This is a genomic window from Curvibacter sp. T50, assembly GCF_057219955.1.
The window spans coordinates 300823-324587 of record NZ_JBXVVU010000003.1; the positions used below are offsets into that span (position 1 = coordinate 300823).

At 66.2% G+C, this 23765-nt stretch carries 23 protein-coding genes; 14 read left to right on the forward strand and 9 right to left on the reverse strand.

The window, feature by feature from the left end; all coding sequences use genetic code 11:
- Positions 1-70 precede the first annotated feature (70 nt).
- The 4 genes from AC2EBU_RS13050 to AC2EBU_RS13065 all read left to right on the forward strand — a co-directional run bounded on the left by AC2EBU_RS13050 (position 71) and on the right by AC2EBU_RS13065 (position 4021).
- Entirely contained in the window at positions 71-1180 is a 1110-nt protein-coding gene (locus tag AC2EBU_RS13050) for a BMP family ABC transporter substrate-binding protein (protein WP_484610862.1), read from the forward strand.
- 73 nt (positions 1181-1253) lie between these two features.
- Positions 1254-2531 (forward strand): guanine deaminase, encoded by a 1278-nt coding sequence (guaD, locus tag AC2EBU_RS13055; RefSeq protein WP_484610863.1) that lies wholly within the window; start codon positions 1254-1256, stop codon positions 2529-2531.
- A 143-nt stretch (positions 2532-2674) separates the two neighbouring features.
- A complete protein-coding gene (dcd, locus tag AC2EBU_RS13060; RefSeq protein ID WP_484610864.1) occupies positions 2675-3244 on the forward strand; it encodes a dCTP deaminase in 570 nt (189 codons plus the stop codon).
- 54 nt (positions 3245-3298) lie between these two features.
- Positions 3299-4021: a pseudouridine synthase gene (locus tag AC2EBU_RS13065; RefSeq protein ID WP_484610865.1), complete on the forward strand. Its 723-nt coding sequence runs from the start codon at positions 3299-3301 to the stop codon at positions 4019-4021.
- Between the two features lie 151 nt (positions 4022-4172).
- Here AC2EBU_RS13065 and AC2EBU_RS13070 read toward each other — a convergent pair whose 3' ends face one another.
- A complete protein-coding gene (locus tag AC2EBU_RS13070; RefSeq protein ID WP_484610866.1) occupies positions 4173-4946 on the reverse strand; it encodes an alpha/beta fold hydrolase in 774 nt (257 codons plus the stop codon).
- 118 nt (positions 4947-5064) lie between these two features.
- Between AC2EBU_RS13070 and AC2EBU_RS13075 the strand changes: the two genes are divergently transcribed.
- From AC2EBU_RS13075 to ntrC, 9 genes are all read left to right on the forward strand, one after another.
- Positions 5065-6015: a YncE family protein gene (locus tag AC2EBU_RS13075; protein ID WP_484610867.1), complete on the forward strand. Its 951-nt coding sequence runs from the start codon at positions 5065-5067 to the stop codon at positions 6013-6015.
- Between the two features lie 88 nt (positions 6016-6103).
- On the forward strand, positions 6104-6850 hold the full coding sequence (locus AC2EBU_RS13080; protein WP_484610868.1) for a polysaccharide deacetylase family protein: 747 nt from the start codon (positions 6104-6106) through the stop codon (positions 6848-6850).
- Positions 6851-6854: 4 nt separating this feature from the next.
- Positions 6855-7811: a sterol desaturase family protein gene (locus tag AC2EBU_RS13085; RefSeq protein ID WP_484610869.1), complete on the forward strand. Its 957-nt coding sequence runs from the start codon at positions 6855-6857 to the stop codon at positions 7809-7811.
- Between the two features lie 63 nt (positions 7812-7874).
- Complete coding sequence (locus AC2EBU_RS13090; protein WP_484610870.1) at positions 7875-8768, forward strand: EI24 domain-containing protein; 894 nt, start codon at positions 7875-7877, stop codon at positions 8766-8768.
- The gene (locus tag AC2EBU_RS13095) at positions 8734-9618 is read left to right on the forward strand and encodes a competence/damage-inducible protein A (RefSeq protein WP_484610871.1); all 885 of its coding nucleotides are present in this window, start codon (positions 8734-8736) and stop codon (positions 9616-9618) included. The genes AC2EBU_RS13090 and AC2EBU_RS13095 overlap by 35 nt, the downstream gene beginning before the upstream one ends.
- Before the next feature lie 221 nt (positions 9619-9839).
- Positions 9840-11255 carry a type I glutamate--ammonia ligase gene (gene glnA / locus AC2EBU_RS13100; protein WP_484610872.1) on the forward strand — a complete coding sequence of 472 codons (1416 nt, stop codon included), beginning with the start codon at positions 9840-9842 and terminating at the stop codon, positions 11253-11255.
- A 138-nt stretch (positions 11256-11393) separates the two neighbouring features.
- Positions 11394-11957, forward strand: a complete 564-nt coding sequence (locus tag AC2EBU_RS13105) for a hypothetical protein (RefSeq protein WP_484610873.1) — start codon at positions 11394-11396, stop codon at positions 11955-11957.
- Positions 11954-13051 (forward strand): nitrogen regulation protein NR(II), encoded by a 1098-nt coding sequence (glnL, locus tag AC2EBU_RS13110; RefSeq protein ID WP_484610874.1) that lies wholly within the window; start codon positions 11954-11956, stop codon positions 13049-13051. The genes AC2EBU_RS13105 and glnL overlap by 4 nt, the downstream gene beginning before the upstream one ends.
- A gap of 37 nt (positions 13052-13088) precedes the next feature.
- On the forward strand, positions 13089-14615 hold the full coding sequence (gene ntrC / locus AC2EBU_RS13115; protein ID WP_484610875.1) for a nitrogen regulation protein NR(I): 1527 nt from the start codon (positions 13089-13091) through the stop codon (positions 14613-14615).
- Between the two features lie 31 nt (positions 14616-14646).
- On the opposite strand, the gene AC2EBU_RS13120 is transcribed toward ntrC, so the two are convergent.
- The 8 genes from AC2EBU_RS13120 to AC2EBU_RS13155 form a co-directional block, all read right to left on the reverse strand.
- Positions 14647-16590, reverse strand: a complete 1944-nt coding sequence (locus AC2EBU_RS13120; protein ID WP_484610876.1) for a PhoX family protein — start codon at positions 16588-16590, stop codon at positions 14647-14649.
- Between the two features lie 3 nt (positions 16591-16593).
- Positions 16594-17373 carry an exodeoxyribonuclease III gene (gene xth / locus AC2EBU_RS13125; RefSeq protein ID WP_484610877.1) on the reverse strand — a complete coding sequence of 260 codons (780 nt, stop codon included), beginning with the start codon at positions 17371-17373 and terminating at the stop codon, positions 16594-16596.
- 109 nt (positions 17374-17482) lie between these two features.
- Positions 17483-17998: a dihydrofolate reductase gene (locus AC2EBU_RS13130; protein WP_484610878.1), complete on the reverse strand. Its 516-nt coding sequence runs from the start codon at positions 17996-17998 to the stop codon at positions 17483-17485.
- 1 nt (position 17999) lies between these two features.
- The gene (locus AC2EBU_RS13135; RefSeq protein WP_484610879.1) at positions 18000-18872 is read right to left on the reverse strand and encodes a DMT family transporter; all 873 of its coding nucleotides are present in this window, start codon (positions 18870-18872) and stop codon (positions 18000-18002) included.
- A gap of 199 nt (positions 18873-19071) precedes the next feature.
- Positions 19072-19914 carry a thymidylate synthase gene (locus AC2EBU_RS13140; protein ID WP_484610880.1) on the reverse strand — a complete coding sequence of 281 codons (843 nt, stop codon included), beginning with the start codon at positions 19912-19914 and terminating at the stop codon, positions 19072-19074.
- Between the two features lie 78 nt (positions 19915-19992).
- Complete coding sequence (locus AC2EBU_RS13145) at positions 19993-20478, reverse strand: CZB domain-containing protein (RefSeq protein WP_484610881.1); 486 nt, start codon at positions 20476-20478, stop codon at positions 19993-19995.
- A 123-nt stretch (positions 20479-20601) separates the two neighbouring features.
- The gene (locus tag AC2EBU_RS13150) at positions 20602-22047 is read right to left on the reverse strand and encodes an FAD-binding oxidoreductase (protein WP_484610882.1); all 1446 of its coding nucleotides are present in this window, start codon (positions 22045-22047) and stop codon (positions 20602-20604) included.
- Positions 22044-22427 (reverse strand): DUF2069 domain-containing protein, encoded by a 384-nt coding sequence (locus tag AC2EBU_RS13155; RefSeq protein ID WP_484610883.1) that lies wholly within the window; start codon positions 22425-22427, stop codon positions 22044-22046. The genes AC2EBU_RS13150 and AC2EBU_RS13155 overlap by 4 nt, the downstream gene beginning before the upstream one ends.
- Positions 22428-22448: 21 nt before the next feature.
- Between AC2EBU_RS13155 and AC2EBU_RS13160 the strand changes: the two genes are divergently transcribed.
- Positions 22449-23693, forward strand: coding sequence for a YihY family inner membrane protein (locus AC2EBU_RS13160; protein ID WP_484610884.1), 1245 nt, complete (start codon positions 22449-22451; stop codon positions 23691-23693).
- Positions 23694-23765 lie beyond the last annotated feature (72 nt).

Consider the following 23765-nt stretch of genomic DNA (forward strand, 5'->3'; position numbering starts at 1 on the left):
ATCGAAAGGAAAGGCTGCGCCCCGGCGGCCTTTTTTCTTGTCTATTCCCGGGGCCATGTAGAGGAACACCATGTACAAAAACCTCGCCGCGGCCTCGCGCGCCGCTGCCTGTGTCTTTTTTGCCGCCGCCATACTGCTCCCCCCCGCCCAGGGCCAGACCCGCACCGCATCGGAGCCGGTCAAGGCGGGTTTCGTCTATGTCTCGCCAATCACCGAAGCCGGCTGGACCCGCCAGCACGACGAGGGGCGCAAGGCGGTCGAGGCGGCGCTGGGCGCCGGTGTGAAAACCAGCTTTGTCGAAAACGTCGCCGAAGGTGCCGATGCCGAACGCGTGATTCGCGACCTGGCGCGTCAGGGTCACCAGATCATTTTCACGCCCAGCTTTGGCTATATGGAGCCGACGCTGAAGGTCGCCAGAGATTTTCCCGGCGTGAAGTTCGAGTCCATCACCGGCTACAAGACCGCCGAGAACGTGGCCACGGCCAATGCCCGCTATTACGAGGGGCGCTATCTGGCCGGCATCGCCGCCGGGCGCATGACCCGGACCCACATCGCCGGCTACGTGGCGGGATTTCCGATTCCTGAAGTGCTGCAGGGCATCAACGCCTTTGCGCTGGGCATGCGGTCGGTGAACCCCAAGGCCGAAGTCAAGGTGGTCTGGCTCAACGCCTGGTTCGACCCTCCGCGCGAGCGCGACGCGGCCATGACACTGTTCAATCAGGATGTGGACGTGATCGCCTTTCACACCGGATCCACCGCCGTGATGGCCGCCGCCCAGGAGCGCGGCAGGATGGCCGTGGCCTACCACTCGGACATGCGCCGTGTCGGCCCCGATGCCCAGATCGTCGCGGTGACGCACCAGTGGGGCGCCTACTACACCGCACGGGTCCGGGCGGTGGCCGCTGGCACCTGGAAAAGCGGCCAGGTCTGGGGCGGTGTCAAGGAGGGCATGATTCGTGTCGGCGATTTCGGCCCCAAAGTGCCCAAAGCGGTGCAAGACGAAGTGCTGGCGCGCCAGCAGGACATCGCCGCCGGACGCCTGCACCCTTTCCACGCCCGCACCGTGGTCCGCGACAACGAAGGGCGCGAGCAGATCGCGGCCGGCCAGACCCTGACTGACGGGCAGATCCTCACCATGAACTGGCTGGTCGAAGGCGTCGCGGGCAAGCTGCCGCGCTGATGCGGGTGTCGCGCATGACCGTCATTCGGCCCGGCATATGCCGCTGGCCTGGAATGTGCCTATGCTCGCCGCCATGAAAGCCTATCGCGCCCGCCTGTTGCGCTTTGCCCACGACGGCAGCGCCCTGTTCGACGACGACGGCCTGCTGGTCACCGGTCCCGGCCCGGCGGGCCGGGCGGTGGTGCGGGCCGCCGGTCCCTATGCCGCCACCGTGCAGGACTTCCCCGATGTGCCGGTGGAGCACCTGCCCGGCCACATCCTGGCACCGGGTTTCATCGACCTGCATATCCATTACCCGCAGACCGATGTGATCGGCTCGCCCGCCGACGGCCTGCTGCCCTGGCTGGAGCACTACACCTTTCCGCACGAGGCCCGTTTTGCCGACGCCGCCTACGCCGCGGACGTGGCGCGCTTTTTTCTGGACGAACTGGCCCGCCACGGTGTCACCACGGCGCTGACCTTCGCCACCTCGCACCCGGCGTCGGTCGACGCGCTGTTCACCGAGGCGCAGCGGCGCGGCCTGCGGCTGATCACCGGCAAGGTGCTGCAGGACCGCCACAGCCCCGACGGCGTGCGCGACCAGACCGAGCAAAGCCTGATCGACACCGAGGCGCTGATTCGCCGATGGCACGGCGTGGACCGGCTGGGTTACGCCATCACACCGCGCTTTGCCCCAAGCTGCACCGAGGCGCAGCTGCTGGGCGCCGGCGAACTGGCCGCGCGCCACCCGGACGTGTGGATCCAGTCCCATGTCGCCGAGAACCTGGACGAGGTGCGCTGGGCGCGTGAGCTGTTCCCGGCCTCGCGCTCCTATCTGGCGGTCTATGACGACCACGGGCTGATGCGCGATCGCGCGGTGTACGCCCACTGCATCCACTTCGACGACCACGACCGGGCGCTGATGCGCGACACCGGCACGGCCGCGGCCGTCAGCCCCACCAGCAACCTGTTCCTGGGCAGCGGCTTTTTCGACTACGCCGGCGCCGAGCGGGTGGGTTTCCGCTTCGGCCTGGCCAGCGACGTGGGCGGCGGCACCAGCTTCAGCCCGTTCCACACCATGCTGGCGGCCTACACCGTGGGGCGTGAAGGCCGGACCAAACCCGGCCTGAGCCTGAGCCCGCAGCAGCTGTGGTGGCAACACACCGCCGGCGCGGCGCGCTCGCTGGGGCTCGAAGGGGTGGTGGGCAATCTGGCGCCCGGGTGCGAGGCCGATTTCGTCGTGCTCGATCCCGCGGCGACGCCGCTGCTGGCCCGGCGCACGGCCGCCGCGAACTCGCTGGAAGAGCTGCTTTTCGCGATGATTGTGCTGGGTGACGACCGGGTGGTCACCCGGACCGTGATTTCAGCATGATTTAGGGAAATAGCCAGCGTAAAAAGGTCGATTCATGCTATGGAAAACATAGTCCTCTGACCGATTGCCGAAAGAGTCACCGCGCCTCGCCGCAGGCCGTCCGTGCGGATCGCCCGCCTACAATGCCCGCAGGAGAGCACCCGATGAGCATCAAGAGCGACAAATGGATCCGCCGCATGGCGCAGCAGCACGGCATGATCGAGCCGTTCGAGCCCGGCCAGGTCCGCACGGCCGCCGACGGGCACAAGATCGTCAGCTACGGCACCAGCAGCTACGGGTATGACATCCGCTGCGCGCGCGAGTTCAAGGTGTTCACCAACATCCACAGCACGGTGGTGGACCCCAAAAACTTTGACGAGAAAAGCTTTGTGGACATCGAGAGTGATGTCTGCATCATCCCGCCCAACAGCTTCGCGCTGGCGCGCACGATGGAATATTTCCGCATCCCGCGCAACGTGCTGACCATCTGCCTGGGCAAAAGCACCTATGCCCGCTGCGGCATCATCGTCAACGTCACGCCCTTCGAGCCGGAGTGGGAAGGCTATGTGACCCTCGAATTCAGCAACACCACGCCGCTGCCCGCCAAGATCTACGCGGGCGAGGGCTGCGCCCAGGTGCTGTTCTTCGAGAGCGACGAGGTCTGCGAAACCAGCTACAAGGACCGCGGCGGCAAATACCAGGGCCAGCACGGGGTCACGCTGCCCAAAACCTGAACCTGTTGCGTCCCGGCAGGCGCCGGCCCGGCCGGTGCACCGGCGCCCTTTGCCATGCGACTCGATGACATCCTCTACACCCAGGGCTTCGGCACGCGCCGCGTGTGCGCGGGCCTGATCCAGCAAGGCCATGTCCGTGTGGCCGACGCGGTGGTGACCGACGCCGGTGCCGACTTCCAGCCCGAGGGCCTGGCGTTTTCGGTGCAGGGCACCGACTGGACCTGGCACGACAAGGCCTACCTGGTGCTGCACAAGCCGGCCGGCACCGAATGTTCGCAAAAACCCTCCACCTGGCCCAGCATCTACACCCTGCTGCCCGGCCCGCTGCGCCAGCGCCCGCAAAAAGGCGCGGTGCAGGGTGTGCAGGCCGTGGGCCGGCTGGACCAGGACACCACCGGCCTGCTGCTGCTGACCGACGACGGCACCTTCATCCACCGCATGAATTCGCCGCGCAAACATGTGCCCAAGGTGTACGAAGTGACGGTGAAGCACCCGCTGACGGACGCCCAGGTGCAGCGTCTGCTGGCCGGTGTGGTGCTGGACGACGACCCCCGTCCCGTCAAGGCCGCCGCCTGCGAAGCCGTGGGCGAACACCACCTGCGCCTGACACTGACCGAAGGCAAATACCACCAGGTCAAACGCATGCTGGCCGCAGTCGGCAACCGGGTCGAAGGCCTGCACCGCTCGCAGGTGGGCGGGTTTCGCCTGCCGGGCGACCTGGCGCCCGGCCAGTGGCGCTGGCTGACCCCCGGCGACCTAGCCGCCATCACCGGTTGAGTCCGAATCGGGGCGTGCCGGCCGTGGGACGCCTGCTGTCAGCGGCTTCGAAACCGTGCACCGACAGCTGGTGGGCCGTCTTCAGGTCGTTTCCAGGCGAAAATTGCCCGTACCCAGCGCAGAATGGTCATCTTTTGCTATCGATGCGGGACTATTCAACCCCTGCCAGAAATGTCGTGATTGCGGCTTGCACCGTGTCAGGCTGGTCCTTGTGGGGTGAGTGGCCACAATCCGGCAGCTTGAGCAGGCCGGTCTGCGGGGCGCGGGTGGCGATGTCGTCGATCTGCGCCAGGGTGCCGTAGGGGTCGTCCTCGCCCTGGATGGCCAGCAGCGGGGCGGTGATGCGGCGGCAGTCTTCGCGGATGTCGAAGGCGCGGAAGGAGTCGCTGAGCCACACGTCGTTCCATTGCCAGAAGGCGCTGTCCACATTGTCGTGATAGCGGGCCAGGCGTTCGCGCAGGCCGCTGGCGTAGGCGTCGCGCGCCTGCGCGATGGCGGCCACCGACACATCTTCGACCATGACATGCGGCGCCATCACGACGCAGGCTGCGACCGGGAATCGGCTGGCGTGCAGCAGCGCGATGGTGCCGCCGTCGGAGTGGCCCACCAGCACCGGACGTTCGATGCCCAGTCGGGCCAGCAGCGCGGGCAGCACCTCCCAGGCTTCGCGGTGCATGTAGTCGGGCGCCAGGCGGCCCGTGTCGCGCACGTCGGGCACCGGGCTGGAGCGGCCGTAGCCGCGGCGCGAGAAGACCAGGCCGGCGCGGCCGGTGGCGGCGCACAGCTGGTCGGGCCAGTCGCGCCACATCGCCACCGAGCCCAGGCCTTCGTGCAGGAAGACCAGCGGGGCGGCCGCTGGGGTGCCAGCGGGGGCGGCGATCGCTCGGATTTCCAGGGCGGTGGCGTTGATTTGGATCAAGTTCATGGGGTTGTTCGCGTGACCGTGGACGGCGGCGCCCGAGCCGACGGCTACACTTGCGGGCTGTCTGAAAGTTGGTGTTGTAGTGCGCGTTTTTTCCCGATTTTTGCCGTTTTTGGTTCTGATGGCCGGGTTGCTGGGTGGCAACCCGGCACTGGCGGTGTCCCCGGCCCCGGTCTTTGTGCTCAATTCGCTGGATGGCAACGTCAGCGTCATCGATCCGACCACCTGGAAGGAGACCAAGCGCATTCCGACCGGCAAGGAGCCACACCATCTTTATATGACGCCCGACGAAAAGTCGGTCATTGTGGCCAATGCGCTCAGTGATTCACTCACCTTCATCGACCCGCGCACCGCCGAGGTGCAGCGCGAGGTCCGCAACATCCTCGATCCGTACCACCTGCGTTTTTCGCCGGACATGAAGTGGTTCGTCACGGCTGCCAACCGGCTCAACCATGTGGACATCTATCGCTGGGACGGCAGGGACATGCATCTTGCCAAACGCATTCCCACCGGCAAAACGCCCAGCCACCTGTGGATTGATACGCGCAGCACCACGGTCTGGGCGACCATGCAAGATAGCGACGAACTGGTGTCCATCGATCTGGCCACGCAGTCGATCAAGTGGCGGATCAAGACCGGTTCGCTGCCGGCCGACGTGTTTGGCACGCCCGACGACAAACACCTGCTGGTGGCCTTGACCGGAGGTGACGGGGTGCAGGTATTCGACGTGTCCGGGTCGGGCGCCCGCCTGGTCAACACCGTTCGTACGGGCCAGGGGGCCCATGCCTTCCGCGCCGCGGGCGACCGGCGGCATGTTTACGTCAGCAACCGGGTGGCCAACACCATCAGCAAGTTCGACTACCAGGCCATGGCCGTAGTCGACCGATATCCCGGGCCGTCCGGCCCCGACTGTATGGATGTGTCGGCCGACGGGAATTTCATTCTGGTGGCGTCGCGCTGGGCGGGAAAACTGACCGTGATCGACACCCGCTCCCGCGCGGTGGTGCGGCAGGTCAAAGTCGGCAAGTCGCCCCATGGTGTGTGGACCCTGGATCATGCGCCGCGCCAGTAAGTCCATCCATTTTCGACGCCCCGCTAGGGTTCGGGCGGCTGCGTTCGCTATCGTTGGAGTAGCGCTGATAGACCATTTTGCGCTGGCTATGGCCCAAAATGATGCGAAATCGGCCTGCGCCAGGCCCGTGTACCTGACGTTTGACACCGGGCACATGGGTGTGGCGCCGTTGGTGGCCGATGTGCTGCGCCGCCAGCAGGTCCGGGTGACGTTTTTCGCTGCCAACGAGAAGACCCAGGAGGGCGACGGCAGTCTGGGCAATCATTGGGCGCCCTGGTGGAAGGCGCGTGCCGCCGAGGGGCATGAATTCGCCTCGCATACCTACGACCATACCTACTGGCGGGGTGATCTGCCGGGCGTGGAGCCGCGCTTTCGTATCCAGCCCTCCGCCGGGGCGCTGGCCGGGCGTGAGTTCACCTGGGATGCGGCCAAGTACTGCGCCAATATTGCCTATGCGGCCGAGCGCCTGCAGGACCATACCGGCAAGAAGCCGCTGCCACTGTTCCGGGCGCCGGGCGGCAAGACCTCGCCCCGCCTGCTGGCGGCGGCCAAGGCCTGTGGATACGAGCATGTCGGCTGGGCGCCGGCCGGTTTTCTGGGCGACGAATTGCCCAGCGCGCAGTACCCGAACGATGCCTTGTTGAAAAAGGCCCTGCGCGACATTCGCGCCGGCGACATCCTGATGGCGCATCTGGGCATCTGGTCGCGCCAGGACCCATGGGCTCCGGCGGTGCTGGAGCCGCTGCTCGTCGGACTCAAGGCCAAGGGCTTCTGTTTCGAGACGCTGCGCACACACCCGCAATACCGGGACTGGATCGCGCAGCGCGGCGGGTGAGCCAGTGGACAGCCTGACGGACTGGTTCGGACAGGTGCAGCAGGCCGTGTTCGAGGCCGCAGTGCAACCGCTGGCACTGGCCGTTGGCGCGGCCAACCTGTTGCCGGATGCTTTTGAAGGCACAGGCTGGCTGCTGGTCGGCTTGTTGCAGATCGCGGTGATGCTGGCGGTGATCGGGCCGCTGGAGCGGCTCTGGCCGGTGGAGCCCATTGTCGACCGCGCGGCGGTGCGCGTGGATGTGATCTACACGCTGATCCACCGCCTCGGGTTGTTCAAACTGGTGATGTTTTTCACCGCCGAGAACTGGCTGGAGGCGGGCATTGGCGAGTTGCGCGCGCTGGGGCTGCCGACGTTTCACCTCGACCAGCTCATCCCCGGTGTGACCGACATCCCGCTGGTGGCCTTTCTGATCTACCTGCTGGTGTTCGATTTTGCCAATTACTGGGTCCATCGGGCGCAGCACCAGTTCGAATGGTGGTGGGCCTTGCATTCGCTGCACCATTCGCAGCGCCAGATGACGATGTGGTCCGACAACCGCAATCACCTGCTCGACGATGTGATCCGCGACCTGCTGTTTGTCACGCTGGCAATCCTCATCGGAGTCGGGCCTGGCCAGTTTGTCGCGCTGGTGGCGCTCAGCCAGTTGAGTGAGAGTTTCCAGCATGCCGACCTGAAGATATGGTTCGGGCGGGTCGGCGAGCGGCTGTGGGTAAGTCCGCGCTTTCACCGTTTGCATCACAGTATCGGCATCGGGCATGAGAGCGCGGGAAAGGGGACTCTCGGAGGCTTTAACTTCGGCGTGCTCCTGCCCTGGTGGGACATGGTGTTTGGCACCGCCAATTTCGAGCGTCGCTTCGACCCTACCGGCGTGCGCGACCAGGTGGAGCAGGGGCGTGACTACGGACGCGGATTCTGGTCGCAGCAGCTCCAGGGCTTGCGCCGGCTGGTCGGCCGGGCATGATTCGGCAGCCCGCCCGTGCGCCAGGCGCCTTGACCGGCGTCAACCGGGCGCTATGCTTGCGCCATGTTGCCGCTCATTGATGCCTTCTGGCGTGCCGCCGCTTATTGCCTGCATCCGCGGGTCATTGCGCTGTCGGTCCTGCCGCTGCTGATCCTGGTTGTTCTCAGCCTGGGTCTCGGATACCTGTGGTGGACACCCGCGGTGGACTGGGTTCGCCACGCGCTGGACGCCAGTACCACCATGACTCGCCTGGCCGTGTGGGTCGAAACGCTGGGGGTGCCGAACCTGCGCGCGGCACTGGCGCCGCTGCTGGTGATTCTCGCCGTTACCCCGGTGGTCGTGCTCGCTTCGCTGTTGCTGGTGGCTGTCCTGATGATGCCGGCGCTGGTGCGTCTGGTGGGCGAACGGCGCTTTCCCGATCTGGAGCGCAAACACGGCGCGTCGCTGCTGTTCAGTGTGGTGTGGTCGCTCGGTTCGCTGGTCCTGGCGGTGGTTGCGCTGGCGGTGTCGCTGCCGCTGTGGCTGGTGCCACCGCTGATTCTGGTGTTGCCACCCCTCATCTGGGGGTGGCTCACGTACCGTGTCATGACCTTTGACGCGCTGGCCGAATATGCCAGCGCCGACGAGCGGGCCGAGGTGTTTCGCCGGCACCGGGGGCCTTTGCTGGTGATGGGCATCATCTCGGGCTTTCTGGGGGCGGTGCCGAGTGTGGTATGGGCCTCCGGCGCCCTGTTTGCGGCCTTGTTCCTGGTTCTGGTGCCGGTCGCGATCTGGATCTACAACCTGGTTTTCGCGTTTTCGTCGCTGTGGTTTGCCCATTTTGCTCTGGCGGCATTGTCCCGCTTGCGTGCCGAGGCGGCGCCGGTGGCGGCCGTTGCCCCTGTGACACCGGTGTTGGCCGCAGACCCACTACCATTGCCGGATGAACCAGCCAAACTTCCCGCACCGGGCGCCTGAACCCCTGGCGTTCGGACTCATCGTCATCGGTGACGAGATACTTTCCGGCAAACGGGCCGACAAACACCTGTCGAAGGTGACCGAGCTGCTGGCCGCGCGCGGCGCCGGTCTGGCCTGGGCGGAGTATGTCGGAGATGAGCCGCGGCGCATCACCCGGGTCTTGCAGCGGGCTTTCGATTCCGGGGACATCGTTTTTTCGACCGGGGGCATCGGGGCCACTCCTGACGACCATACCCGGCAATGTGCCGCCGCAGCGCTGGGGGTGGAACTGCAGCTGCACCCGCAGGCCAAGGCGCTGATCGAAGAGCGCATGCGGACGCTGGCACGCGAGCAGGGCAAGGTCTACGACCCCGAGCGGCCGGGCCATATCCATCGACTCAATATGGGCGTGTTCCCCCTCGGGGCGCAGATCATTCCGAATCCGTACAACCAGATCCCGGGTTTCAGCTGTTACCCGCCGCCTTTGGATGGATCAGATCAGGCCGCAGCGGCGCCGGCGTGTCCGGGCATTCACTTTGTTCCCGGCTTTCCGGTGATGGCCTGGCCGATGATCGAATGGGTGCTGGACCAGTTGCCGCCCCTGTGGTTCTCGCCGCTCAACCGTCAGGAGCGGTCCATCATCCTGTTTGATGCCATGGAGGCCACACTGACGCCGTTGATGTTGCAGATCGAGCGGGACCATCCCGGTGTCAAGGTCTTCAGTCTTCCCAGCGTGGACCATCCGGAGTGGGGTCGCCATGTGGAGCTTGGCGTCAAAGGGCAGGTGGAGGCTGTGGAGGCCGCCTACCGCGATCTCAAGGCGGGGTTGGCCCCCTTCACCACCCGTACAGGCCCCGAATTGGTGCGATAAATTGAGCGCATTATTTTGGTGCATTACGGATGCACCAAAATGGGTTGCTCGCAAGCTGTCGGGCGGCTTGTTTTGTGCTGCAGCGACCTTGGGGCTGTGAATTCCGGGGCACAATCGGAAACATCGGGTTGTCATGTGTGCCGGCCTCGGTCTGGCACAAATTCTGCATCCAGTGACCCCGAATTCACATTCGATCAACCCCCGTCAACCAGGAGAATCTGATGGCCAAGAGCGTCGCAGACGTCATGAGCATGGTGAAAGAGAACGAAGTCAAGTTCGTTGACTTCCGCTTCACCGATACCCGCGGCAAGGAGCAGCACGTGACCGTGCCGGTCTCGCACTTCGATGAAGAGAAATTCACCGATGGTCATGCCTTCGACGGTTCTTCCATCGCCGGCTGGAAAGGCATCGAAGCGTCCGACATGTTGCTGATGCCGGACCCCAACACCGCCAACATCGACCCGTTCTTCGAAGAATCCACGCTGATTCTGACCTGCGACGTGCTCGAACCCGGTGACGGCAAGGCCTATGACCGCGATCCGCGCTCCATTGCCCGCCGTGCCGAAGCCTACCTGAAGGCGTCCGGTCTGGGCGACACCGCCTACTTCGGACCGGAGCCCGAGTTCTTCATTTTCGACGGCGTTCGCTGGAGCAACGAACCTGGCAACACCTTCTACGCCATCGAAGAATACGAGGCCCCCTGGAACAGCGGCAAGCAGCTGGAAGGCGGCAACCGCGGTCACCGTCCGACAACAAAGGGTGGTTACTTCCCGGTCCCCCCGGTCGACAGCACCCACGACATGCGCGCCGAAATGGTGCTGATCCTCGAATCGCTGGGCATCCCGGTCGAGGTGTTCCACCATGAGGTTGCTGGCGCTGGCCAGAACGAAATCGGTACCAAGTTCAGCACGCTGGTCGAGCGCGCCGACTGGACACAGATGCTGAAATATGTCGTCTGGAACGTTGCCAACGCCTATGGCAAGACCGCGACCTTCATGCCCAAGCCCTACGCCGGTGACAACGGATCGGGCATGCACGTGCACCAGTCCATCTGGAAGGACGGCAAGAACCTGTTTGCGGGCAACGGCTACGCCGGCCTGAGCGATTTCGCCATCTACTACATCGGCGGCATCATCAAGCACGCCCGCGCCTTGAACGCCATCACCAACCCGACCACCAACAGCTACAAGCGCCTGGTACCGCACTTCGAAGCTCCGGTGAAACTGGCCTATTCCAGCCGCAACCGCTCGGCCTCCATCCGTATCCCGCACGTGGCCTCGGACAAAGCCCGCCGTATCGAGGCGCGTTTCCCGGATCCGATGGCCAATCCGTACCTGTGCTTCTCGGCATTGATGATGGCGGGCCTGGACGGGGTGGAAAACAAGATCCACCCGGGCGAAGCCGCTACCAAAGACCTCTACCACCTGCCCCCGGAAGAGGACAAGCTGGTGCCTACCGTGTGCCACAGCCTGGACCAGGCGCTGGAGCATCTGGACAAGGACCGCGCCTTCCTGACCAAGGGTGGCGTGTTCACCGACTCCATGCTCGATGCCTACATCGAGCTGAAGTCGAACGAAGTGACGCGCTTCCGCATGGCGGTGCACCCGGTCGAGTACGACATGTACTATTCGCTGTAAATACCTGTCGGGTTTCAGAAAAAAGGACGGCATGGCCGTCCTTTTTTTCTGGGCTTTCCGGGGCGTTTGCCGTGTGGTTTGCCGACTTTGCCCCATACTTGCGCTTTTCACCGGTCTGAAACCGCCTCAATTTCCGTCATGTTGATCGTCCGAATCCTGCGACTTGCCGTTCTTGCCGCCACGGTCGGCGGGGGGCTGCCCGCGCTGGCGCAGGGCGGGATCTACAAGTGTCCCGGCAACGAATACACCGATCGGGTCAAGCCCGACGAGGCGCGCGCGCGCGGATGCCAGCTCATCGAAGGCACCGCAGTAACGATCATTCCGGCGGCCCGGCCCGCCACCGGCAACGGCTCGGCCAGTGCGTCGCGTCCCGCCGCCGCGCCGTCGAGCGGCCCGCGGGTCGACACCAACGAGCAGCGTGCCCGCGACGCCGATGCCCGCGCCATTCTGGAGGCCGAGTTGCGCAAGGCCGAAAGTCGTCGGGCAGAGATCGCCCGCGAATACAACAACGGCGAGCCGGAAAAACAGGGCGCCGAGTTCAGGAATCACCAGAAATACATTGAACGGGTGGCTGAGCTGAAAGCCGGTATTGCCCGTCTGGACAGCGACATCACCGGATTGAAGCGCGAACTGTCCCGCCTGCCGGGTGGTGCGCCCCCCGCGGCCAGTGCCTCAGCCCCGGCGGCTGCAGCGAGCCGATGAGTGCCAGCGGCCCCGCCGGCCGCAACGGCGCCGAAGCCTCGGGCGCGGACCGGTTCGCCGCGCTGGATTTGCTGGCGACGCTGGTTGCCGTCGTTCGCACGGATGGCAGTGTCCTGTTTGCCAATTCGGCCCTCGAAGACGCCATTGGCCAGTCCCGCCGCAGTATCCAGGGCGCGTCAGCCCCCTCATTTTTCCAGGAGCCGATGGTTTTGCGCAGTGCCCTCGAAGGGGCGAAGGGCAATGAGTTTGCCGCCCTGCGCTACGACGCGCGGCTGATTCGCAACCAGTTTGACCCACTGCCCGTGCATGTGATCGTCGCCCAGACCGAGCGGGCCGACGAAATCGTGATCGAGCTGCTGCCGCTGGAAGCCCAGACCCGGCAAGGCCGCGAGGAGCGGCTGATCGACCAGGCGCAGGCCAACAAGGAACTGATCCGCAATCTTGCCCATGAAATCAAGAATCCCCTCGGCGGCATCCGGGGGGCTGCGCAATTGCTCGAAATGGAGATCGATTCGTCCGAGTTGCGCGAGTACACCCAGGTCATCATTCACGAGGCGGATCGCCTGCAGAGCCTGGTCGATCGCCTGCTGGCGCCCCATCGCAAACCCCATGTGGTCGGTGACGTGAACATTCACGAGGTGTTCGAGCGCGTGCGTTCGCTGATCCTGGCCGAATTCCCGCGCGGCCTGACCGTCGTGCGCGACTACGACACCTCGATCCCCGAGTTCCGCGGCGACCGCGAGCAGCTGATCCAGGCCGTGCTCAACATCACCCACAATGCGGCCCAGGCCCTGGCCGACGCGATCGCGGAGGGCACCGCCGAAATCACTTTTCGCACCCGGATTGCGAGGCAGGTCACTTTCGGCAAGAAGCGATATCGTCTGGCACTGGAATTGCATGTCATCGACAACGGGCCCGGTGTACCGGACTCGATCAGGGATCGGATCTTCTACCCGCTGGTTTCCGGGCGGGACGGTGGCTCCGGTCTGGGCCTGACGCTGGCACAGACTTTTGTGCAGCAGCATCAGGGATTGATCGAGTGCGACAGCGTGCCCGGAAGAACGGACTTCAAGATCTTGATTCCGTTGCCCTGATGTCTTTGCGGGCCACTGTGCCGGGAACCAGAAAACCATGAAGCCGATCTGGATCGTTGACGATGACCAATCCATCCGCTTCGTGCTGGAAAAAGCGCTGTCGCGGGAAAACCTCCCGACCCGCAGTTTCTCCAATGCGCGCGATGTGTTGCAGGCGCTGGAGGCCGGGTCCGGCGAAGAGGGGCCACAGGTACTTGTCAGCGACATCCGGATGCCCGGGGGTTCGGGCCTGGACTTGCTGACCAAAGTCAAAGACCGGTATCCTGGCCTGCCCGTCATCATCATGACGGCCTTTTCCGATCTGGACAGCGCCGTTTCGGCCTTTCAGGGGGGCGCCTTCGAATACCTGCCCAAGCCGTTCGATCTGCCCAAGGCGGTCGAGCTGATCCGCCGCGCCGTCGACGAAAGCCTGCGTGAAGAAGTCGCTGAAGAGCGCATGACGGCCACACCCGAAATGCTGGGGCAGGCACCGGCCATGCAGGACGTGTTTCGCGCGATTGGCAGGCTCAGCCAGAGCAATGTGACGGTCCTGATCACCGGGGAGTCGGGCTCGGGCAAAGAGCTCGTGGCAAGAGCGCTGCACAAGCACTCGCCGCGCGCCAACGGCCCGTTTGTGGCCATCAATACCGCAGCCATCCCCAAAGATCTGCTCGAGTCCGAATTGTTCGGCCACGAACGCGGTGCCTTCACCGGTGCACAGACCATGCGGCGCGGGCGATTCGAGCAGGCCGACGGCGGAACCCTGTTTCTGGATGAAATCGGTGACATGCCTTTTGATCTTCAGACCCGCCTGCTGCGAGTTCTGAGTGACGGACATTTCTACCGTGTCGGCGGACACAGCGCGGTCAAGGCCAATGTGCGCGTGATCGCGGCGACCCACCAGAACCTGGAGCAGCGCGTGAAGGAGGGGGGGTTTCGCGAGGACCTGTTCCACCGCCTGAACGTGATCCGCCTGCGTCTGCCGGCGCTGCGCGAGCGTCGTGAGGACATTCCCATGCTGGCCCGGCATTTCCTGCAGCAAAGCGGGCGCCAGCTCGGTGTCGAACCCAAGCGTATTGCCGACGAAGCCCTGACAGCGCTGGCTGCCTTCGCCTTTCCGGGAAACGTCCGCCAGCTGGAGAACATCTGCCACTGGCTGACTGTCATGGCGCCAGCCCAGATGATCGAAGCCAAGGACCTGCCGCCGGAGGTTCTGGGCGCCGATGGCGTTGAATCGCCCTCGCCAGTTCCCGCACCCGCCACAGCCAACGCGGCGACTGCCGTGGCCCCACGTTCCGATGCCTCGTTCGGCGGACCGGGCGAGAGCCCCGTGGCAGGGTCTGCCGGGCACGACACCCCGTTGGCGCCCGAATCCGCCTGGGAGGCCGGGCTGGAGGCAGATGCGCGTGCGTTGCTGGATGCCGGGCGCAATGACGTGTGGGATGCCTTGACGCGGCGTTTCGAGTCGCGCCTGATCCAGACCGCCCTGGCCAATACCCGCGGACGGCGCATCGAAGCCGCCAACCGCCTGGGCATCGGGCGCAACACCATCACCCGCAAGATTCACGAATTGGGTCTGGAGTAGCCCGGCCACACCGGCGACTCCGCGCGGGCGCTCAGGTGCCGATCACGCCGCCGTCGTTTTTGCGAATCACCACCGTGGCCGAGCGGGGTCGCCCGCCCGGCTGGTAGTCCGGCCAGTTCGAGAAGCGGGCCGGTTGTGCCGGGTCGCTGCGATCGCTCGGCGTCTCCCCCGGGTGCTGCACATTGATGAACATCGTGCGGCCGTCCGGTGTCCAGGCCGCGCCGGTGATTTCACAATGCCGGGGGCCGGTGAGAAAGCGCCGCATTTCGCCGGTGGTCAGGTCACAGGCCAGCATCTGGTTGTTGCCCAGGTTGGCAAATTCCCCCAGACCCATCTGGCTCGCATGCATGTCGGTCTGAATCCACAACAGGCCCCCCGGTCCGAAGGCCAGACCGTCGGGACACGCGAACAGGTCGCCCTGGATGGTGCCCCGGGCCTCGGGCCGCGCCTGAACCGGGTCACCGGCCAACACCAGATGGCTCCAGCGGAAGCGGGTGGCATCAAAGTCGCCCCGACCCGCCTCGCCTTCGTCCCAGCGAATGATGTGACCATGGGTGTTGCCCTGGCGGGGGTTGGCCGCATCGGTCGGTGGCTGGCCCGGCCGGCCCCGCTCGGCATGATTGGTCAGGGTGCAGAAAACCGTACCCCGTAGCGGGTCGATGGCCAGCCATTCAGGGCGGTCCATCGGGGTTGCGCCCAGTGCATCGCTGGCTTGCCGTGCCTTGATCACGACTTCACCCTGGTCGGCGAAGCCGTTGGCCGCCGTCAGTGGCCCCTGACCTTGCACCAACGGCAGCCAGTGGCCGGTGCCGTCCGCATCGAAACGCGCCACATACAGCGTGCCGTGATCCAGCAGCTCGCGATTGGCCTGGGCGGCGGTCAGGCCATGGCCCGCCGGCCGGATCCGGTCGCGGCTGACGAACTTGTAGATGTATTCATTGCGGGCATCTTCGCCGCTGTAGACCACGGCGCGGCCGTCTTGGGTCACGGCCACCCAGGCGCCTTCGTGGGCCGCCCGTCCGAGCGCCGTGCGCTTGACCGGGGTGCTGGCGGGATCCGCCGGATCAAGCTCCACCACCCAGCCGAAGCGGTTGAACTCGTTCGGATGCTTCGTGGCGTCGAATCGTTCATCGAAGGCGGGCCAGCCGAAAAACGCGGTGCGCACCATGCCCCAGCGGCGCTGATGGGCGTCGGGCTGGTCGCCGCCGGAGAAATAGAAGCGGAAATTCTCTTCGCCACTGAGGTAGGTGCCCCAGGGGGTCTGACCGGCGGCGCAATTGTTCAGCGTGCCCGCGACCAGGCGCCCCGACGGATCGCCGGCGGTCTGCATCAGGCGGTGGCCCGCCGCCGGGCCGCCTACGGCGCAGTGTGTCGCGGCAGTAATGCGCCGGGCATAGCGGGACGGCCGAACCATCTGCCACTGGCCTTGGTTGTCCTGCGCAATTTCGATGACACTGATGCCATGGGCCGCCTGACTCTTGCGCACCTTCTCGGCGGTCCAGGTCGCCAGGCCGTCGGGAAACAGCAGGCCGTCATCGACGTACTCATGGTTCATCACCAGCAGGCCGCGGCGACTGCCGTCGAGCGGAAAGTAATGCAGACCGTCATGGTGCATGCCCACCTGCAGCGCCTGGTCGGCGGCGCTGGCGGACGCGTCGTGGCGCCACGGTGGCATCGGGGCGCCCGCCACGCCAATCGGCTCGCCCCAAGCCGCAAAAGGGGTTGCGGTGTAGCCGGGGGGAACCACCAGCCGGTCCGCCCTGTCGACGCCAATTGCCGCAAAGCCCGGCCGCATCCGCGCTCCCCGGGCGGGGCCCGTGCCGGCGCAGCCGCTGGCTGCCGCGCCGAACAGCGACATCATGGCAGCGCCGACCGATGCCTGCAGCACGGTCCGCCGGGGCAGTGCTGCCAGCTCGCGCAGGCCCCAGGCGCGGGACGGATTGCTGTCTTCCAGGTTGTCTTCGGGGTGTCGCATGGCTCAGCCCTCCAGCGTCAGCACCACCGGGGTGTGGTCACTGGGTTTGGTCCATTTGCGCGGCGCCCGGTCGATGGTGCAGGCGCGCACCGCCGGTTGCAGGGCGGTGCTGACCAGGATGTGGTCGATGCGCAAACCGCGGTTTTTCTGAAACCCCAGCATGCGGTAATCCCACCAGCTGAAACTCCGCGGCGCCTGCTCGAACAGGCGGAACGTGTCCACCAGCCCCAGTGCCAGCAGCCGGCGGAAATGTTCGCGCTCTTCGGTGGTGTGGTGAATGGTCTCGCGCAGGCCGTCGGGGTCATGGCTGTCGCGATCTTCGGGCGCGATATTGAAGTCCCCGGCCAGCACCAGACGCGGATGTCGGGCCAGTTCGTCGGCCAGCCAGCGGTGCAGCGCGTCCAGCCAGGCCATTTTGTAGGCGAACTTCTCGCTGCCCGGCTCCTGGCCGTTGACAAAATAGCCGTTGACCACCCGCAGCGGCCCGCCCGGTGTGTCCACCGTCGCGGCAATGATGCGGGACTGCTCGTCGGCAAAGCCGGGAATGTTGCGCACCACATCCCGCAATTCCTGGCGGGCCAGCAAGGCGACGCCGTTGTAGGTTTTCTGGCCAAACGCCGCCGCCTGGTAGCCGGCCGCCGCCAGCGCATCAAACGGAAACTTGTCGTCGGTCAGCTTCAGTTCCTGCAGGCACAGCAGGTCGGGTGCGGCGATGGCCAGCCAGTCCAGCACATGCTGATGGCGCGCGGTCAGGGAGTTGACGTTCCAGGTGGCGATTTTCACGGGTTTTCCTTAATATTTGGCCGGTACCCAGCGTAAAAACGTGCTTTGATGCTATGAAAAAAGGGATCGTTTTGTTGCCCCCTCGGCCGCGCGGCCGGGGGCTGCACCGTCAGACGGCACCGACCCGGTGGCGGCGCCAGGTCACAAACCGGTATCGCAGATGGTTGGCGGCGGTCTGCCACGGTTCAGCCTGCGGTGTCCATTCGGTGCCCAGAGTCGGGGCCAGCGCGTCACCGGCAAACGGGCTGTCGATTTCGGTGACCACCGCCGTGTCGGCCAGCGGCAGCGCCTGGGCGTAGATCTCGGCGCCACCGATGACCCAGGCATCGGCGGCGCCGGCGCAGGCGGCCACGGCCTCGGCGACTGAGCCGGCGCGCACCGCTCGCGGCGCCTGCCAGCCGGCCTGGCGGGTGATGACGATGTTGGCGCGGCCCGGCAGGGGGCGGAATTTCGGCGGCAGCGAGTCCCAGGTCTTGCGGCCCATGATGACCGGGCAGCCCAGCGTGGTGCGCTTGAAATGGGCCAGGTCTTCGGGCAGGTGCCAGGGCAGGCGGCCGTCGCGGCCGATCACGCCATTGGACGCGCGGGCAAAGATCAGGTGCAGGCGGGGGGTGTCGGTGTGCATGTCAGGATTGTGGCCGCTGTGCCGGGGGCGTGCCGCCGCGCGGGGGCAGCAGCACCGCGGCGATGGCGGCCATCACGCAGACCATCGCCACGCCGTCCTGCCAGCGTGGCCATTCGCCCACGATCAGCGGCGCGCTCAGGGTGCCGATCATCGGTACCGCCATGACGCTCATCGCGCTGGTGGCGGGCGGCAGGTTGCGCGCCAGGCCGAACCAGATGATCTGGGCGAATCCGTAGTTGATCAGCACGCCGTAGGCCAGGCTGGCCCACATGACCGGCGTGAACCGCATCGCGGGCAGCGGCTCGGTGACGGCGGCGATGACCCAGATGCAGGCGGCCGCGCAGAACATCATCCAGACGGTGAGTGCCTCCACCGGCAGCGTGTGTTTCATGCGCCGCATCATCAGCGTTCCGATGGCCCAGCACACCGCGGCGCCGCCCATCCAGAGCACGCCGACCGGCCGCCCGGCCAGCGCGCGCAGCTCGTCGGACACCAGCAAGGCAATGGCCACCGCGACGGCCACGGCGGCGAAGGCAACGCGGCGGGTGAGCCGCTCGCCGAGCAGGCCCACGCCGATCAGCACCGTCCAGATCGGCATCGTGAAGCCCAGGATGGCGGCACGGCCCGAGGCCAGCTCCTTCACGCCGAAGATCGACATCACGTGCCAGCCCAGCATGTTGGGCAGACCCAGCAGCGCCACGGCGCGCCATTCGGGGCCCTGCGGCGTCATGCGGATGCCGCGGGCGCGGTAGAACGCGTACAGCCACAGCGCACCGCCCGTCATGGTGAGCGCGCGGAAGTACATCGGCGTGATCTCGCGCAGCGAGAGCTTCATCATTGGCCAGTTGACGCCCCACATCAGCGTAAGCGCCACCAGCGCCCAGAATTGCCGGCGGGAAATCACCGGGGGCGCAACGGCCGCCGCGCCGGGCCGCCCCAAGCAAGGCCAGCCCCCGCGGGGCTGAGTGCCGCGGCTCCGGATGTGCCTGCGCACATCCGGACGGCATGAAGGGCCGTTGCCTCTGGCTGAGGCACGTACAGCGACCACACGCAGTGAGGGAGCGTGGGGGCCATCAAATGGCCACCGGGGCCTTGATGGCCGGGTGGCTCTGATAGCCGAGCACCTCGAAATCCTCGTATTCGTAGTCGAAGATCGATTCGGGCCGGCGTTTGAGGTGCAGCGTGGGGTAGGGCAGGGGCGCGCGCGCGAGCTGCAGCGCCACCTGCTCGGCATGGTTGCTGTAGATGTGGCAATCGCCGCCGGTCCAGATGAAGTCGCCCACGTCCAGGTCACACTGCTGCGCCACCATGTGCGTCAGCAGCGCATAGCTGGCGATGTTGAAGGGCACGCCCAGGAAGATGTCGGCGCTGCGCTGGTAGAGCTGGCAGCTCAGGCGGCCGCGGCCGCCGGGCTCGGTGGCCGGCGCCACGTAGAACTGGAAGAACGCGTGGCAGGGCATCAGCGCCATCTGGTCGAGTTCGGCCACGTTCCAGGCGCTCACGATGATGCGGCGCGAGTCGGGGTTGGTCTTGAGCGTGCGGATGACGTCGGCGATCTGGTCGATGTGGCCGCCGTCGGGCTTGGGCCAGCTGCGCCACTGCACGCCGTAGACCGGGCCCAGGTCGCCATCGGGGCGCGCCCACTCGTCCCAGATGGTGCAGCCGCGTTCCTGCAGCCACTTCACGTTGGAGCCGCCGCGCAGGAACCACAGCAGCTCCACGATGATGGCGCGCAGGTAGACCTTCTTGGTGGTCACCAGCGGAAAGCCCTCGTTCAGGTCGAAGCGCATCTGGTAGCCGAACACGCTTCGGGTGCCGGTGCCGGTGCGGTCGGCCTTGAACACGCCATGGGTGTCCACATGGCGCAGGAAGTCTTCGTATTGGGAGCGGACGGGGCGGTGGGGGGAGAGGCTCATGCCGGGCAGGTCCGTGAAGTGAGACGGCGCGCTGCGCGGCCGCAAAACCCGCGATTTTATCGGCCTGGCCCGACCGCGTCAGCGTCCCAGTCCGCGTTTGAGCTCCTTGAGCATCAGCACCACCTGGTTGGAGGCATGCCGGTAACCGCTGCCCAGGGCCTGGGCCGCCTTGTCGGCTTCGCCGCCCTGGGCGAGGGCCAGCACGTTCGACGCCTGCACATGAAAGTATTTGTGCCGCGCGACCAGCACGGTGAAGGCGGGGTAATGTCCCAGCCGCTGGCCGCCCGGACCGTGCAGCCACTTGCCCAGGTCGCAGCGGTCGTCCCGGCAGACCAGTTCGGGTCGGAGGTCTTCGGCGGAATTGCCGTCCAGCACGTTCTGCAGGCGCAGCTTCCAGTTTTCGTGGGCGGCGATGGCGGTGTCGATATCAATCTCGGACAACACCGCCGCCGCAGTGCTGGCGTCCAGACCGATTTCGCTGGCGGCGTCGTCAGGCAGGCGCGAAAGTGCCGGATCGGCCTGGTCGAGCTTGTCGGTCTTGAAAAATCGGCTGAAAAATCCCATGGCATCACTCCCGCGTGCAGCAGATGCGAGTCATTGTGATCAACCCGCGCGGGACGGGGTTGACCTGCGTCAGGGATGGCTGCCACAGGCCGGCGGGACGTTGCGCCCCGACGCCTCGGCGCCTCAACGCAGCAGAACGCGCCCCGGATTGAGGGTATTGCGGGGGTCCAGCGCCTGTTTGATCGCGCGCATCAGCGCCAGTGCCACGGGCGATTTGTAGTGCGCCAGCGTCGCCGCCTTGAGGCTGCCGACACCGTGCTCCGCCGAAATCGAGCCGCCAAATCGCGCCACGGCGCCGTACACCAGGGTGTTGACGCGCTCTTCCTCGCGCGCCAGGAAGGCGGCAGGGTCTTCGCCCGCCGGCGCCTGCACGTTGTAGTGCAGGTTGCCGTCGCCCAGATGGCCGAAATTCACCAGTCGCACGCCGGCAATTTCGCGTGCCAGCAGCGCGTCGGTCTCCGCCACAAAAGCCGGAATGCGCGACACCGGCACGGAAATGTCGTGTTTGATGTTCAGGCCTTCCTCGGCCTGCGCCAGCGGAATGCTCTCGCGGATGTGCCACAGCTGGCGCGCCTGGTTCAGGCTCTCGGCCACCACCGCGTCGCTGACCCGTTCCTGCTCCATGGCTGTCTCCAGCAGGTGCTCGAACAGGGCGCGGGCGTGCTGTTCCGATTCGTGATCCGAGTTTTCGAGCAGCACAAAATAGGGTGCTGCCATGCTTGCGTCCATCAGCGGCACGGTGAGCTGCGGTAAGTGCCGTTCCACCAGGCTCAGCGCGAACCGGCCCATGACCTCGAAGCCGGTCAGGCCGGGGCCGAGGTGGTGGTGCGCCAGACCCAGCAGCGCCACCGCGGCCTGGAGCGAGGGCACGGCAGCCCACGCGGTGAGTCGGACCTTGGGCAGCGGGTAGAGCTTCATCGTCGCGGCGGTGATGATGCCCAGCGTGCCTTCGCTGCCGATCATCAGGTCGCGAAGGTCGTAACCGGTGTTGTCCTTGCGCAGGCCCGACAGGCCATCCCAGATGTCGCCCTGCGCCGTCACCACCTCCAGCCCCAGGCACAGGTCGCGGGTATTGCCGTAGCGCACCACCTGGGTGCCCCCGGCATTGGTGCCCAGGTTGCCGCCGATGGTGCAACTGCCCTCGGCCGCCAGGCTCAGCGGAAACAGGAAACCGGCTGCCTCGGCCGCTTCCTGCAGGTTCTGCAGCACGCAGCCGGCTTCGACGGTGATGGTCAGGTTGGCCGCGTCAATCGCGCGCACGGCCGTCATGCGGGTCAGACTCAGCACCACCTGCGTGCCGCTGTCATCGGGCACGGAGCCCACGGCCAGCCCGGTGTTGCCGCCCTGCGGCACGATGCTGATGCCGGCTGCCGCGCAGGCTTTCACCACGGCCGCCACCTCGGCGGTATTGCCGGGGCGCACCACGGCCAGCGCCCGGCCGCGCACGCGCTTGCGCCAGTCCTGGGTGTAGGCGCTCAGGTCGCCTTCGGCCAGCACATGCCGCTCGCCCACGGCGGCGCGCAGCACATCCAGCAGGGGCTGACGCGGCGGGTCGGTCGTCGGATTCATGCTGTGGCGCTGTCCGCGCCGGTGGCTTTTGCCTGGCGCAGCCGCAGGCGGATATGGGCGGTGCACGCCACAAACAACACCACACACAGCAGCACTTCGGCTGCGGCCAGCCAGGCACCCGGCCCGTGCTCGCTGGTGGCGCGCACCAGGCCTTCGGTGACGTAGAGCCACACCAGCAGGCTCAGCCAGCGGTAGGTGTACATGCGGTTCTTCAGCAGGCCGGCCAGGGGAATGCACAAGGGCAGCACCTTCAGGGCCAGCCAGGATCCGCCGGGACGCAGCGGCGCCAGCCACAGTTCCCACGCCAGGCACAGCGCAATCAGCGCCAGCAAGGACGCTACGGCCAGACGGCGGCTGAGTTCGACGGGGTTGCGTGTCATCGGGCTGGCATCATAGCGACCATGCGCCCTTTCGCCCCGCTGGATCTGTTGAAGACCTTGCAGCACTTCCCCTGGCTGCACACCGCCCGCACGTTGCGCGACCGTTTTCGCGAAGACCGCCTGGCGCTCAACGCCAGCAGCCTGACGTTTACCACGGTGCTGGCGCTGGTGCCGCTGTTCACCGTGCTGCTGGCCGTGTTCTCCGCTTTTCCGGCGTTCGGCAAGTTGCAGGGCGTCATGCAGCAATGGCTGGCCGACAGCCTGTTTCCCGAATCCATTGCCCGCCAGGTCATGGGCTACCTGACGCAGTTCTCCGCCAAGGCCAGCCGGGTCGGGGCGCTCGGCTTTGCCTTTCTGCTGGCGACGGCGGTATCGCTGGTGCTGACGATAGACCGCACGCTGAACGCCATCTGGCGCGTGCGCCGGCGCCGGCCGCTGGCGCAGCGGGTGCTGATGGTCTGGGCGGTTCTTTCCCTGGGGCCGCTGCTGCTGGCGGCAACACTGGCGATCGCGTCCTACGCGGTGTCGGCCTCCCGTGGCCTGGTGGGCAAGCTGCCCACCGCCATGGGCATGGGCCTTGATCTGCTTGAGTTGCTGATTGCCGTGGGCGGTGTGGCCGCGCTGTACCGCTTTGTGCCCAACACCCGCGTCCGCTGGAGCCATGCGTTGGCCGGCGGGGTGTTTGTCGCGCTGGGGCTCGAACTGGCCAAGACCGGTCTGGCGACCTATTTGCGGGTCATGCCGGGCTTTTCCGCGATTTACGGCGCGTTTGCAACCATCCCCATCCTGCTGCTGTGGATCTATCTGGTCTGGATGGTGCTGCTGTTCGGTGCCGTCATTGCGGCATACCTGCCCAGCCTGCTGGCGGGCGTTGCGCGGCGCGGCGACACCCCGGGCTGGCGGCTGGAGCTGGCGCTGGAGGCGCTGGCCCTGCTGCAGCAGGCCCGCGAGCATCCTGGCGCGCCGGCGCTGGCGACCAAGGACCTTGCCGAAACCCTGAAGGTGGACCCGCTGCAACTGGAGCCGGTCATGGACACGCTGATCCAGCTCGGGCTGGTCGGAACGCTGGACTCCGGGGGCGAAGTGCTGCTGGTGGACTTGCCGCGCACGCCGGCCCAGCCCCTGGTCACCGCCTTGCTGCTCGCCGATACGGCCACCCTCGCGCCGTTGCGCGCTCGGGCGCTGCCGGCCGGCATGACGCTTTCGGAACTTCTGCTGAATAGCTCCCGAAAAGAGAGCGAACAAAGACCTTTTTACGCTGGGTAACGGCCGAAAACATCTGATTTCTGCGGCGCAACCCGTTTCGGGGTCCGTCGAACGCGTTGCCTGGCCTCGATG